The 13,169-nt window shown below is 71.8% G+C and carries 12 protein-coding genes; 7 read left to right on the forward strand and 5 right to left on the reverse strand.

Features of this window, described 5'->3' with window-relative positions:
- Positions 1-175 precede the first annotated feature (175 nt).
- A complete protein-coding gene (locus HNR10_RS10415) occupies positions 176-1,879 on the forward strand; it encodes a hypothetical protein (protein ID WP_179829656.1) in 1,704 nt (567 codons plus the stop codon).
- A 70-nt stretch (positions 1,880-1,949) separates the two neighbouring features.
- On the opposite strand, the gene HNR10_RS10420 is transcribed toward HNR10_RS10415, so the two are convergent.
- Both HNR10_RS10420 and HNR10_RS10425 read right to left on the reverse strand, forming a co-directional pair.
- Positions 1,950-2,771 carry an ABC transporter permease gene (locus HNR10_RS10420; RefSeq protein WP_179822756.1) on the reverse strand — a complete coding sequence of 274 codons (822 nt, stop codon included), beginning with the start codon at positions 2,769-2,771 and terminating at the stop codon, positions 1,950-1,952.
- On the reverse strand, positions 2,768-3,694 hold the full coding sequence (locus HNR10_RS10425; RefSeq protein ID WP_179822758.1) for an ABC transporter ATP-binding protein: 927 nt from the start codon (positions 3,692-3,694) through the stop codon (positions 2,768-2,770). Before HNR10_RS10425 ends, HNR10_RS10420 begins: the two co-directional genes overlap by 4 nt.
- Positions 3,695-4,177: 483 nt before the next feature.
- Here HNR10_RS10425 and HNR10_RS10430 point away from each other — a divergent pair, with 483 nt between their 5' ends.
- The 6 genes from HNR10_RS10430 (at position 4,178) to HNR10_RS10455 (ending at position 10,850) form a co-directional block, all read left to right on the forward strand.
- Positions 4,178-5,218, forward strand: coding sequence for a lytic polysaccharide monooxygenase (locus HNR10_RS10430; protein ID WP_179822760.1), 1,041 nt, complete (start codon positions 4,178-4,180; stop codon positions 5,216-5,218).
- 330 nt (positions 5,219-5,548) lie between these two features.
- A complete protein-coding gene (locus tag HNR10_RS10435; RefSeq protein ID WP_179822762.1) occupies positions 5,549-5,914 on the forward strand; it encodes an RNHCP domain-containing protein in 366 nt (121 codons plus the stop codon).
- Positions 5,911-6,348: an RNHCP domain-containing protein gene (locus HNR10_RS10440; protein WP_179822763.1), complete on the forward strand. Its 438-nt coding sequence runs from the start codon at positions 5,911-5,913 to the stop codon at positions 6,346-6,348. The genes HNR10_RS10435 and HNR10_RS10440 overlap by 4 nt, the downstream gene beginning before the upstream one ends.
- Positions 6,349-6,452: 104 nt before the next feature.
- Positions 6,453-7,055 carry a DUF1707 SHOCT-like domain-containing protein gene (locus HNR10_RS10445; protein ID WP_179822765.1) on the forward strand — a complete coding sequence of 201 codons (603 nt, stop codon included), beginning with the start codon at positions 6,453-6,455 and terminating at the stop codon, positions 7,053-7,055.
- Between the two features lie 131 nt (positions 7,056-7,186).
- Positions 7,187-8,575, forward strand: a complete 1,389-nt coding sequence (locus tag HNR10_RS10450) for a class II fumarate hydratase (protein WP_179822767.1) — start codon at positions 7,187-7,189, stop codon at positions 8,573-8,575.
- Positions 8,576-8,777: 202 nt separating this feature from the next.
- A complete protein-coding gene (locus HNR10_RS10455; RefSeq protein WP_179822769.1) occupies positions 8,778-10,850 on the forward strand; it encodes a serine/threonine-protein kinase in 2,073 nt (690 codons plus the stop codon).
- A gap of 81 nt (positions 10,851-10,931) precedes the next feature.
- Here HNR10_RS10455 and HNR10_RS32165 read toward each other — a convergent pair whose 3' ends face one another.
- Genes HNR10_RS32165 through HNR10_RS10470 form a run of 3 tightly spaced genes read right to left on the reverse strand, consistent with a single transcriptional unit; the run spans position 10,932 to position 13,024 of the window.
- Positions 10,932-11,552 carry a transglycosylase family protein gene (locus tag HNR10_RS32165; protein ID WP_179822770.1) on the reverse strand — a complete coding sequence of 207 codons (621 nt, stop codon included), beginning with the start codon at positions 11,550-11,552 and terminating at the stop codon, positions 10,932-10,934.
- A gap of 37 nt (positions 11,553-11,589) precedes the next feature.
- Positions 11,590-12,270, reverse strand: coding sequence for an aggregation-promoting factor C-terminal-like domain-containing protein (locus HNR10_RS10465; RefSeq protein WP_376769747.1), 681 nt, complete (start codon positions 12,268-12,270; stop codon positions 11,590-11,592).
- A gap of 43 nt (positions 12,271-12,313) precedes the next feature.
- Complete coding sequence (locus HNR10_RS10470; protein ID WP_179822773.1) at positions 12,314-13,024, reverse strand: aggregation-promoting factor C-terminal-like domain-containing protein; 711 nt, start codon at positions 13,022-13,024, stop codon at positions 12,314-12,316.
- Positions 13,025-13,169: the final 145 nt, after the last annotated feature.

The raw sequence follows: 13,169 nt of genomic DNA on the forward strand, positions 1-13,169 counted from the left end.
CATGGTCCGACCCGTGCCGTACCGTGCCGGGGCGTGGTCCGGCCGGCCGTTCCTCCGGTCCGCCCGTTCCTGGCACACGAACGGCTCCGGATGCGAACCGCACCGGGGTGACCCTGCATCAGAACCCACGTCGATCCCGCGCTCACGCGCACTGTCATTCCCCGTCGGAGGCATGATGTCCTACCCAGATCCCCCACAGCAGCCCCAGTGGCAGCCTCAGCAGCCCGGGCAGCCTGGGCAGGGCTACCCCCCTCAGTACGGCGCCGCCCCAGGCCAGCCGTACCCCCAGCAGCCCCAACAGCCCCAACAGCCGCCGTACCCGCAGCACGGCGCCCCCGGTGGCGGCATGCCCGGCGGCGGCGTGCCGGGGGGCGGAGCGCCCGGCGGCCCGCCCTACGGCGGCCAGTACTCGGGCGGCCAGGTGCCGCCCTCCGGCGGCGGTCGCCGCAACCGCTGGCTCATCCCGACCGCCGCGGGTGTGGCCGTCGTGGTCATGGCGGGCACCGTCTGGGCGACGGTGTCGCTGGTGGACTTCGGCGGGCCGCAGCCCGAGACCGTCCTGCCCGGCAACTCGGTCGCGTTCGGCAAGATGGACCTGGCCATCGACGGCTCCCAGGCCATCGACCTGCTCCAGTTCGTGGACCGGCTGCCAGAGGAGATGCTGGAGGAGATCGGCGAGCCCGAGGAGGACACCACCTCGATGCTCGCCGAGGGCTTCGTCGAGGCCTTCCCCGAGGCCGACCAGGCCGAGGTGGAGGAGTGGATCGGCCAGGGCGTCGGCGGCTCGGTGTGGCCGACCGACGACGAGGAGGCGTCCGAGGGCGCGGGCGTCAGCGGGGCCATCGCGCTGTCGGTGACCGACGAGGCGCTCGCCGAGGAACAGCTCACCTCCCTCGCCGACGAGCGCGACGACCTCGCCTTCGAGGTCGTGGAGGACTTCGCGCTGCTGTCCTTCAACGAGGCCGCGATCGCCGACCTGAACCGCCAGGTGGAGGCGAACGGCACCCTGGACGGCAACGAGACCTTCTCCAGTGACCTGTCCGACGTGCCCGGCGGCAGCATCGCGGTCGGCTGGACGGACCTGGGCGGCCTGATGGCGGTCGAGGAGTTCGCGCAGGAGGTCGAGTCCGAACTCCCCGCCGAGACGGCGCTGTCGGGTCGCGCGACCGCGTCCATGCGGGTCGACGGCGACTACCTCGAGGCACGGATGGACGTGTTCGCCTTCGAGGTCGACCAGACGGACCTGACCTGGCTCTCGGAGTCCCCGGGGGCGAGCGTGGCCGCCATGGGCGACCTGCCCGAGAACACCGTCGTGGCGGTCGGCGGCACCGGGCTGGACCAGGCCTTCACCAGCGCCTACGAGCAGGGCATCCCCCTCCTCGGCAGCGGTGAGCAGACCGAGATGGAGCGGAACCTCAACTCCATCGGCGTGCCGCTGCCGGACAGCTTCGGCGGCCTGCTGGGCACGTCCACGGCGTTCGGCGCCACCAACCTGGACTTCTCCTCCGGCGACACCGACGACGCCGTCTTCGAGTACCGCGCGGTCGGCGGCGACGAGCAGGTGCTGAACAGCCTCGTCGAGGGGATGGCCGGGCCCTACGCCTCCTCCGTTCCCCAGGTCAGCGCCGACGGCGACACCGTGGTCGTCTCGAACGGCTCGGGCGGCGGCCGTCTGGCCGACGACGAGGTGTTCCAGCAGACCATGCAGGAGATGGACGACGCCGTGATGGCCGGATACGTCGACCTGCGGCAGGCGATCCCGGCCACGGACGTCGCCGCCCCCGAGGAGTGGGGCGCGCTGGGCGTGGCGCTCAGCGTCACCGACGAGGGCGAGCGCGCGAGCTTCGAGCTGCGCTGGGCGCCCAGCGGCGGCGAGTAGCCGGACAGCGGTGACGGCGGTGGCGCGGGGGGAGACCTCCCGCGCCACCGCCGCGTTGTGCTCCGAGGGCTCAGCTGACGACGCGGCGGCGCATCTGGAAGCCCGCCAGGAACCACATCAGGACGATGAAGGCCAGCAGCACGGCGACGTGGCCCAGCGCCGTCCCGGGCGCCAGGCCGCCGAAGACCACCCCGCGGATGAGCTCCACCGCGTGGTAGAGCGGGTTGACCATGGCCGCCGACTGCACCCAGTCGGGCAGCTCGGTGAGCGGGAAGAAGGTCCCGGCCACGAGGAACAGCGGGGTGAACAGGCCGCTGAAGACGTAGTCCATCGACCGCACCGACGTGATGACCGCCGAGATCCAGATGCCGAACAGCGCGAAGGCGAAGCCCGCCAGGAACGCGATGAACGGCACGAGCAGCATGCCGGGGCCGGGCCGCAGCCCGAAGCCGATGGCGACCAGCAGCGGCACGCAGCCGTAGACGCCGGAGCGCATGGCCAGCCACAGCGCCTCGCCGGTGACCAGTTCGCGCACGTCGATCGGGGTGGCGAGGATGCCCTCGTAGGTGTGCAGGAAGCGGCGCTTGATGAAGGTGTTGATGACGGCGGGCATCATCGACTGGAACATCACCGACACCGCCACGATGCCGGTGCCGAGGAAGTCGATGTAGCTGTAGCCGGCCAGCGTGCCGATGAGGGCGCCCATGCCGAAGCCGAAGCACAGCAGGTACAGCGTCGGCTCGACGACCGCCGCGAAGGTGGTCGCCCGCCAGGACTGGCCGTACAGGATCCACTCGCGCGCGACCACGCCCAGCACGGCGTCGGCCTCGAACCGTCCGGGACGCGCGTGGATCTCCGGCCGGGCGTCCTCCCTGGTCTGTCGCAGGGTCATTCCACACTCTCCCCGGTCAGGGTCACGAACACGTCCTCCAGGTTGCTGGCGCGCCTCAGCGGCGTGGCCAGCCGGTCCCGGAGCGACTCGGGCAGTTCCTCGGCGCGCAGGACCGACACGGTGGTGCCGGTGCGCCGGGTGGTGAAGCCGTGGCCGCGGATGAGGGTTTCGAGGGCGTCGATGCCGTCCTCCCCCGGTGTGTACTCCTCCACGGTCGCCCCCGCGTACTTGACGACGAGGTCGGCGGGGGTGCCGCGTTCGACGACCCGGCCCGCCGCCATCAGGGCCACCTCGTCGGAGAGGCGCTCGGCCTCCTCGATGTAGTGCGTGGACATCAGCACGGTGACGCCCTCGGCGCGCAGGGCGTTGATGACGCCCCACAGGTCCTGGCGGACCTGGGGGTCCAGACCGACCGTGGGCTCGTCCATGAGCACGAGTTCGGGCCGGTGCAGGAGGGCGCGGACGATCAGCAGGCGGCGGCGCATGCCGCCGGAGAGGTCGTCCACGAGGGTGTCGCCGCGGTCGCCGAGCTGGGCCAGTCGCATGGCGCGCGCGATGGCCTCGCGGCGCTGCCGGCGGGGGACGCGGTAGAGGAAGGAGAACATCCGCAGGTTCTGCTCGACGGTGAGTTCCTCATCGAGGTTGTCGTGCTGGGGCACGACCCCCATGCGGGCGCGCGCCCACTTCGACTCGGCGGGGATCTCGTGGCCGAGGATGCGGATCTCGCCCTCGTCGGCCAGGCTCTGGGCGGTGAGCATCTTCATCGTGGTGGACTTGCCCGCGCCGTTGGGCCCGAGCAGGCCGAGGACGACACCCTGCGGGACGTCGAGGTCCAGACCGTCGACCGCGGTCAGGGAACCGAAGCGCTTGACGACGCCGCGTAGCAGGAGCGCGGGGACGGCGCTGGAGTCGCTGGGGCCCATGGATGCGCTCCCAGGCACACTCCGGCCCGGATCAGATGAGGTCATGAGGCCACGGTGGCAAATTCGCGGGTGAATATCCACCGAGTTTCCGGCCGGAGGGCGTGAGCCGCGAGCGGGGCCCGGAGACGGGTCGGCGGAGGGACACGGAGACGTGTGGGCCGGCGGGCGGGTCGGGGCGGGACCGGGTTTCTCCAGGAAAACCACTCATAGGAAAATGGCACACTTCTCCAGTCAATCAAAAACAAACCTTACTGTTGACTTGTCGATACGTCAAACATCCAGGCCAGGACCTTTTTTCCAGAGAATGCTTCCGTTTCGTGATGTGATCTGTATAGTCACGATCCACACCTTTCGGGCGGGCTGGAATCCCGGTGGCCCCCACGCCCCCGACTGCTCGGAAGGTGGTCCCCTCCAGCCCGGACGGCCGCGCGGATTCGCGATTCGCGCGGCTTCCCGCTAGTCCACGACTCGAGGAGAACCCCCATGAGATTCGGACGCGTCCTGCGCTCCGCGGCCGTGCTCACCGCCGCCCCCGTGGCGATCGCGGGCCTGGCCGCCGCGCCAGCGGGCGCCCACGGCACCCTGGGCAGCCCGATCAGCCGCATCGCCGCCTGTTTCGAGGAGGGGCCGGAGAACCCGCGGTCCGAGGTCTGTCGTCGGCTCGTCGCCGAGAACGGCACACAGCCGCTCTACGACTGGAACGAGGTCAACATCGCCAACGCCGCCGGGCGGCACCAGGAGATCATCCCCGACGGCGAACTGTGCAGCGCCGGACGCGACAAGTACTCCGGGCTGAACAATCCCGGGGAATGGCGCTCCACGGAAATGCCGTCCGGTGGCGAGTTCACGTTCGAGTACTCGGTCACCGCACCGCACCGCGGCGCCATCGAGTACTACGTCACCACGGACGACTGGGACCCGGCCACCCCGCTGACGTGGGCCGAACTGGAGCCGGAACCGTTCGCCGTGCACCAGGACCCGGTGGCGGAGAACGGCACCTACTCGATCACGGCCGACCTGCCCCGCAAGAGCGGGCAGCACCTGATCTACACCATCTGGCAGCGCTCGGACAGCCCCGAGGCCTTCTACACCTGCTCGGACGTCACCTTCGGCGCGGACGGGGCGGCCCCGGCCACCGAAGCGGCCGGTGACGGCTTCGAGGCCCCCGCCTCCGAGGAGGGCCACGGCGCCGACCACGCCGACCACACCGTCGAGGACGCCGCCGAGGACGCCGCCGACGAGACGGGTTCGGCGGGCGCGGAGACCGGCACCGGAGCCGAGGAGGGCACGGACGGCGCGGAGACCGACACCGCGGTCGGGGCCGACACCGCCGAAGAGGAGCTCGACGCCTCCCCCGCGGCCGCCCACAGCGACCACGGCGGCGGGCAGGCCGAGGCCGCACTGCCCCGGACGGGGAGCGCGGTCACCGGGCTCTTCGCCGCGGCCATCGTCCTGATGGCCTCCGGCGCCGGAGCCATCCACCTGGCCCGCAGGCGCCGCGGACCCGCCGGACCGACCGTCTAGCACGACGCGGGCCGGGCGCGCCCTCGCGCGCGTCCGGCCCGCGTGTCGGTCCTCCGCGCCGCACCGGGAGCGCGAAAAATCCATTGCGCGCTGATCGGTCGCTTCCTAGGATCGGCCGCACCACGACGACCAGACCCGGAAGCGCACCCGCCGACCGGGCCCCAGGAGGCTGTTCATGACCCGGACCGCGCCGAGCGCGCTTCACCACCGTGCGGACGACCTCCGTACCCGGCCGCTCACGGCCCGCTGACGAGGACCGCCACCGCACCGTCGAGAACCGCTCGGCCTGCTCCTGCTGCCTGATTCCGATGTCCAGCAAGGAGTTCCCGGGTGTCCACCACCGAACCCAGCCCCGTCCTGCGCACCGCCACCTTCACCTGTGTGCGCTGCGGTCTGACCACCGCCGTCCTCGACCCTGGGGGCGCGCGGCGCGACCACTGCCCCAGCTGCCTGAGTTCACGCCACGTCGTCGACCAGGTCGAGGGTGGGCCCGCCGACTGCGGCGGCCGCATGGTCCCGATCTCCATCGCCGTCCCGCGCGGCGGCGCGTGGCGCCTCATCCACCGCTGCACCCTGTGCGACGAACTGTCGGAGAGCGCCGTGTCCACGGACGACAACCACCTCGTCCTGATGCGCCTCGCCGTACGGCCGCTCGCCGAGCCGCCCTTCCCGCTCGACCTGTTCGGGGAGGTGTGAGCGTGGGCCGGCGCAACACACGCGGCCGACGGCGCGCCCAGCGCCCGAAGACCGTCCTGCACGCCCACGGCGAGGCCGGGCGGACCGGCTCGTTCCGCTGCGTGCGGTGCCGGCTGGAGATCCCCGCCGACGCACCGGGGACCGCGCACCGCAACCACTGCCCGCACTGCCTGTCCAGCCTGCACGTGGACCGCCGGATCCCCGGCGACCGCGCCGCGGACTGCCGGGGCCGGATGGACGCGGTGAGCATCTCGGCGCGGCCGGACGGCGAATGGATGATCATCCACCGCTGTTCGCGCTGCGGCGGGCTCAGCGCCAACCGGGTCGCGGGCGACGACAACGCACGGGCGCTGGTGCGGATGGCGGTTCGTCCGCTGGCCGCGGCCCGGCCCTCGGCGACGGCCGTCGCCCGGCAGGTGCTGATCGACCTGTGACCACGGGTGGGCGGGCCCGCGCCCGCCCACCCGCCACGCCGCACACCACGACCGACGACCTGGAGGACGCGCATGAGGGGACGGTTGCTCTAGTGTTGACCGACGTGAGTGAGGAACCTTCCCCCGCCAGGCTCCGTGCCTCCGACGCCGACCGTGAACGGGTCCTGAGGGTCCTGCGCGAGGCCACCGCAGACGGCCGTCTGGACCTGGAGGAGTTCGAGGAGCGCTCCTCGCTCGTGCAGGAGGCCCGGACCCTGGGCGAACTGCCCGGCGTGACCGCCGACCTCGTCCCGGCCGACCAGCAGCCCATCCGGCTCGACCCCCAGCCCGTGATCGGCCTGTTCGGACGCGTCGCCCGCCGCGGCCGCTGGGTGGCCGTGCCCAACGAGACGGTCGCGGCCCTCGCAGGCCGCGTCGACGTGGACATGCGCGAAGCGCTCCTGCTGCGCAACCACCACCGGATCGTCGTCCACGCGGTCCTGGGCAGGGTCGAGATCGACGTGCCCGAGGGCGTCGAGGTGCGGATGACCGGCTGGAGCTTCCTCGGTCGGCGCTCCACCAACGCACAGCGGTCCGAGCTGCCGACGCCGCCCGTCGTGGAGATCGACGGGTTCAGCGTGTTCGGCGTCGTCCGTGTGCGGGCGCCCCGCCGGCGGCGTTTCCTCGGCCGGGTCCGGCGCCGCCCACAGCGTGGTATCAGCTCCTGATCACGCGGCTCTCACCTGCACGGATGTCAACATGACACGCGCAACACCATCAACTCAGGGTGAGTGGCACCGTCCTTCTGTGCGTCTGGCAGGCTTGTCTCACAGGTTTTCCCAGGAGAGATGGGCCAGCGATGAGTGAGTTCCGTATCGAGCACGACTCGATGGGTGAGGTCAGGGTTCCCGCCGAGGCCAAGTGGCGGGCCCAGACCCAGCGTGCCGTCGAGAACTTCCCGATCTCGGGCCAGGGCCTGGAGGGCGCCCACATCGCCGCTCTCGGCCAGATCAAGGCCGCCGCCGCCAAGGTCAACGCCGAACTGGGCGTCATCACCGACGCGTTCGGCAAGGCCATCCGCGACGCGGCCCTGGAGGTCGCCGACGGCAAGTGGAACGACGAGTTCCCGATCGACGTCTTCCAGACCGGCTCGGGCACCTCCAGCAACATGAACACCAACGAGGTCGTGGCGACGGTCGCCAAGGAGCGCACCGGTCTCGAGGTGCACCCCAACGACCACGTCAACGCCTCGCAGTCCTCCAACGACGTCTTCCCGTCGTCCATCCACATCGCCGCCACCTCGGCCGTGCAGAACGAGCTGATCCCGGCGCTGCGCCACCTGGAGGGCGAGCTCACCCGCAAGTCCGTCGAGTTCGCGTCCGTCGTCAAGAGCGGCCGCACCCACCTGATGGACGCCACCCCGGTCACCCTGGGCCAGGAGTTCGCCGGGTTCGCCGCGCAGGTCCGCTACGGCGTCGAGCGACTGGAGGCCGTCCTGCCGCGCGTGGCCGAGCTGCCCCTCGGCGGCACCGCCGTGGGCACCGGCATCAACACCCCCGAGGGCTTCGCCTCGCGGGTCATCGCCGAGATCGCCACGAACACCGGCCTGCCGCTGACCGAGGCCCGCGACCACTTCGAGGCCCAGGGCGCCCGTGACGGGCTCGTCGAGCTCTCCGGCCAGCTCCGGACGATCGCGGTCGGCTACTGCAAGATCGCCAACGACATCCGCTGGATGGGCTCGGGCCCGACCACCGGTCTGACCGAGGTCTTCCTGCCCGACCTCCAACCGGGTTCCTCGATCATGCCGGGCAAGGTCAACCCGGTCCTGTGCGAGGCCATGCTCCAGGTCTCCTCCCAGGTCGTGGGCAACGACGCGGCCGTCGCCTTCGGCGGCGCCAGCGGCAACTTCGAGCTCAACGTGCAGCTGCCGATGATCGCCCGCAACGTGCTGGAGTCCATCCGCCTGCTGGCCAACGTCTCCCGCCTGTTCGCCGACCGCTGCGTGGCCGGGATCGAGGCCAACGAGGAGCAGTGCCGCACCTACGCGGAGTCCTCCCCCTCGATCGTCACGCCGCTCAACCGCTACATCGGCTACGAGGAGGCCGCCAAGGTCGCCAAGCAGTCGCTGGCCGAGCGCAAGACGATCCGCCAGGTCGTGCTGGAGCGCGGCTACGTCAAGGACGGCAAGCTCACCGAGGAGCAGCTGGACGCCGCCCTGGACGTGCTGAAGATGACCAACTCCCAGTAGTCGGCACACCGGCCAGCGGTCAGGGGCACCCCGCGGTGGCGGGGTGCCCCTGCCGTCTGCGGCCGGCCGCCGCGCCGGGTCGCCGTTCGGTTCCGCTCCCGCCCTGTCCGGAACCTTTGGCCCGGGGTGGACGTCGGACACTCGTACCAGTACATCTGGTTCGACCCCCACCGGATAGCAGCCCGCCTCGAGAGGGCAGTACATGTCGAGCAACAGCGACAGCGAACACATCGTCGCGGACCGCTACGTCCTGCGCCGTGAACTGGGACGCGGCGGCATGGGCGTGGTCTGGGAGGCCTTCGACCCCTCGCTCGACCGCGTCGTCGCGATCAAGCAGGTGCTCCTCCCCGACCACTTCACCGACGAGGAGCGGGCGGACGCGCACGCCCGGGTGCGCCGCGAGGCCCAGTCGGCGGCACGGATCTCCCATCCGAGCGTCATCACCATCCACGACGTCTTCCAGTTCGAGGGCGATCCGTGGGTCGTGATGGAGCTCGTCGAGGGCGGATCGCTCCAGGAGATGCTCACCGCGCACGGCCCGCTGGACCTGGAGACGGCGGCGGCGGTCGCCGAGTCGCTGCTCAAGGCGGTCCGGGCGGCCGACGCGGCCGGAGTGCTGCACCGCGACATCAAGCCCGGCAACATCATGATGTCCTCGGACGGCCGGGTCATCCTCACCGACTTCGGGATCGCCACCATGGAGGGCGGTCCGAGCATCACGCGCACGGGCGCACTCATCGGCTCGCCCGAGTACATGCCGCCCGAACGTCTGGAGGGCGGGCCGGCCGAGCACCGGGGCGACCTATGGAGCATCGGGGTGACGCTCTTCGCGGCCGTCGAGGGCACCTCGCCGTTCCGACGGGACAGCATCACCGCGGCGATCGCGGCGGTGATGTCCGCGGAGCTGCCGCCGATGACGAGCGCCGGTTGGCTGCGTCCGGTGATCGAGGGGCTGCTGGAACGCGACCCCGACCGGCGGCTCACCACCGGGGAGGCGCTCGACCTGCTGCGCGAGCGCCGTGACGGATCCGGGGGCGGTGACGGGACGGCCGGTACCGGTACCGGCCCGAACGGGCCGGGTCCGGCTGTGGCCGGAGTCGCGGCCGGGGCGGCGATGGCCGCGGGTGCGGCCGGGCCGGCGGGTGCGGCCGGATACGGCACCACTCCCCACCCCTTGCACAGCGGTGGCCACGCGGCTCCGAGCGGTGGCCACGCCGCCCCCAGCGGCGGTTACGCCGCACCGAGCGGCGGCTACCGGCCCCCGGCCGGCCCACGACCCCCCGGCTCCTTCGCGGGTCCGCCGCCGGGACCCGGCGGCGGGCCCCGCAACGGCCCGTCCACACCCTTCCCCGGCCACGGACGCCCGTCGGCCCACGGACACGGGCACGGGCACGGGGCCGGGGCCGGGCACGGCGTGGGCCCCGTGGCGGGCGCCGGCCACGCGTCCGGCGGCCACCCGGGAGGAGGCGGACCGCCCACCGGCCACCTCCCCTCCGGCGGGGCCGGCGGCGGCTCGGGTCCGGGCTCGACGTCCCGGGTCCTGCTCGGCGTCGGCGCTGGCGCCGTCGTCCTGCTGCTCATCGCGGTCGCCGCGGTCATGGTGGTGGTGAGTCGCACGGACGGCTCCGGCCCGTCCGTCGAACCCACGCCCCGGGCCGACGGTCCCGCCGGGGGCGAGGCCGAACCGGGTGAGCTGGACTCCAACGTCACCGGCAGCCCGACGACCGGCAGCGGCGACGACGACGCCGATGATGACGACGATGACGATGACGGCGGGAGTCCGCCGCCCTACGACTCCCTGGAGACCTTCGAGTCCGACTGGTTCTCCGTGGACCACCCGGAGGGGTGGTACGTCGACGACTCCGACATCGAGAACACCATCGTGGCGATCCTGGCCGAGGGCGGGGACCACCAGGTGTGGGTGTCGGGGTGGACCGAGGAGGACTTCACGGGCACGAGCGCGGAGTTCCTGGAGTCCACGGACGGCGGTACCAACACCGGTGGCGAGACCATGCCGGACTACACGCAGCTGGCCCTGGCGGAGGTCGACGACCACGACCTGGGCGCGGGCTGGGACGTCGCGCGCGTCGAGGCGGAGTTCAGCAACGACTCGTGGGCCACGCACGAGCGCCGGTTCTGGTCCTACGCCATGAGCACGGAGTACCAGGGTGAGCGCGTCTTCTACCTCATGAGCGTGAACGTCCCGGTCTCGGACGCCGGCTTCTACGCCGACCTGCCCGAAGAGGTCTTCGAGACGTTCACGCCGAACCTCTGACCGCCCCGTACAGCGTCGACGGCCCCCGTTCCGCGGTGGGAACGGGGGCCGTCGTGTCGGAGCCTGTCCGGCCGTCCGGCGTCAGTCGAACAGGTGCACACCGCAGTGGGGCCACTGGCTCTGCCAGTTGCCGCCCACGGCGTTGTAGAGCTGCTGGGCCCGCTGGGTCTGCTCCTCGGAGCTGGCCTCCGAGGGCAGGCCGGTGCCACCCACAGACTGCCACGTGGTGGTGCTGAACTGGTAGAGGCCGTAGTACCCGCCGGCGGAGTTGACCGCGGTGGGGTCGCCGCCGGACTCGCACTGGGCGAGCGCGGGCCAGTTGAGCCCCGCGGCGTCGCCGCCGCCGACCGGCGGCGTGCCGCCGGTGTCCTCCTCCGGCTCTTCCTCCTCCGGTTCCTCCGGCTCGACGGCGGTGGCCTCGCCCTGAGCGGTGCGGCTCCCCTCGCTGAGGGCGGCGTCACGCTCGCCGGCGGAGGCCTCGCGGCGTTCGGCGATCTCGTCCTCGGTCAGCTGCTCCGAGGCGGCGAAGAAGTCGTCGCCGGTGTCGGCTTCGGGTGCGGTCTCCTCGACCGCGGCACTGGCCGCGACGTCCGGATCGACCCTTTCCTCCGCGAAGGCGGAGACGGCGAACGTCGCGCCCGCGACGAGGGTCGCCGCGGCGACCGCCGCCGTACTGCGCAGCGACATGCGATTGAGTAGCACGATTGCCTTTCCGAGGGGTGGTCGCAGGGAGGCCCGGTCAGTACCAGCCCACCGACTGCGAGTGCGACCAGGCGTCGCAGGGCGTGCCGTAGCGGCCCTTGATGTAGTCGATGCCCCAGGCGATCTGGGTGGCGGGGTTGGTCCGCCAGTCGTCACCGTGGGACGCCATCTTGTCGCCGGGAAGGGACTGCGGAATGCCGTAGGCACCCGAGCTGGGGTTCTCAGCCGTGTGGTTCCAGTTGGACTCCTTCTCCCACAGCGGCTCCAGGCAGCCGGAGAACTGGTCGGAGCTCCAGCCCTCGGCCAGCACCATCTCCAGCGCGATCTCCTTGGCCGAACCGGAGGGCACGGAGGGGGTGTCGGCCTCCTCCTCTTCCTCCTCCGGTTCCTCCGGCTCGACGGCGGGCCCTTCGCCCTCGGCGGTGCGCCTTCCCTCCGCGAGGGCGGCGTCACGCTGTCCGACGGCCTCCTCGCGGGCTTCGGCGAGCTCCTCCTCGGTCAGCTCCCGCGACTGCGCGAAGAACTCCGACTCGGCCTCGGGGTCGGGTCCGGGCGCGGGTTCCTCGGTCTGTTCGGTCCCCTCGACCGCGGCACTGGCCGCGATGTCCGGATCGACCTCGTCGTCCGCGAAGGCGGAGACGGCGAACGTCGCGCCCGCGACGAGCGTCGCCGCACCGACGGCCGCCGTACTGCGCAGCGACATACGGTTGAGTAGCACGATTTCCTTTCCCAAGAGGGGGTATTGGTCAGGGAAAGCCCTATTAATACCAGTTGTTGGCTTGTGAATGGGACCAGGCGCCGCACGGATCCCCGTAGCGGCCCTTGATGTAGTCGAGCCCCCAGGCGATCTGGGTGGCGGGGTTGGTCCGCCAGTCGTCACCGTGGGACGCCATCTTGTCGCCGGGAAGGGACTGCGGAATGCCGTAGGCACCCGAGCTGGGGTTCTCCGCCGTGTGGTTCCAGTTGGACTCCTTCTCCCACAGCGGCTCCAGGCAGCCGGAGAACTGGTCGGAGCTCCAGCCCTCGGCCAGCACCATCTCCAGCGCGATCTCCTTGGCCGAACCGGCCGGGACCGACGCGGTGGAGCCGGACGAACCGGAGGAGTCCGAGGAACCGGAGCCCCCGCCCTCGGTGGGCTCGGCCTCGGGTTCCGGCTCGGGCTCGGGGACGCTCTCCCCCTCGCCGCTGGAGGTCTGCACAGCCTCGTCCGCCGCGTCCTCCGCCGCGCTCCGGGACTCCTCCCGCGCGGCCGCCAGGTCCTCCTCGGACCGGGTGGGCGGTGCCGCGAAGAAGTCGTCCTCCTCGGGGGACTCGGCTTCGGGGGTGGTCGGAGCCACGGCGGCGGAGGCAACCTGCCCGGGGTCGACGTCGCCGCTCTGAGCGAACGCGGCCACGCCGAACGTCGCTCCGGCGACGAGCGCCGCCGCGCCGACGGCGCCGACATGACGCAGTGGGATCCGATGGAGTAGCAAGATCGCCCTTTCGCGCGTTGACGCTCACGGACGGAGGGTCCGTGGGTGTTGTTCGCCGCTCTCCGTGCGGCCCGGGTTGGCGCGCGGAGGGAAGGGCCATGCCGTTCGACCGTCCGCGCTGCGGGCTTCCACACGGTTGGGGGTG

The sequence above is a fragment of the Nocardiopsis aegyptia genome, assembly GCF_013410755.1.
GTDB lineage: Bacteria > Actinomycetota > Actinomycetes > Streptosporangiales > Streptosporangiaceae > Nocardiopsis > Nocardiopsis aegyptia.

What these genes read in the sequence shown, in the direction of transcription:
- HNR10_RS10415 (WP_179829656.1), top strand. Translation starts at nt 176, where the DNA reads ATGTCCTACCCAGATCCCCCACAGCAGCCCCAGTGGCAGCCTCAGCAG.
- HNR10_RS10420 (WP_179822756.1), bottom strand. Translation starts at nt 2,771, where the DNA reads ATGACCCTGCGACAGACCAGGGAGGACGCCCGGCCGGAGATCCACGCG.
- HNR10_RS10425 (WP_179822758.1), bottom strand. Translation starts at nt 3,694, where the DNA reads ATGGGCCCCAGCGACTCCAGCGCCGTCCCCGCGCTCCTGCTACGCGGC.
- HNR10_RS10430 (WP_179822760.1), top strand. Translation starts at nt 4,178, where the DNA reads ATGAGATTCGGACGCGTCCTGCGCTCCGCGGCCGTGCTCACCGCCGCC.
- HNR10_RS10450 (WP_179822767.1), top strand. Translation starts at nt 7,187, where the DNA reads ATGAGTGAGTTCCGTATCGAGCACGACTCGATGGGTGAGGTCAGGGTT.
- HNR10_RS10455 (WP_179822769.1), top strand. Translation starts at nt 8,778, where the DNA reads ATGTCGAGCAACAGCGACAGCGAACACATCGTCGCGGACCGCTACGTC.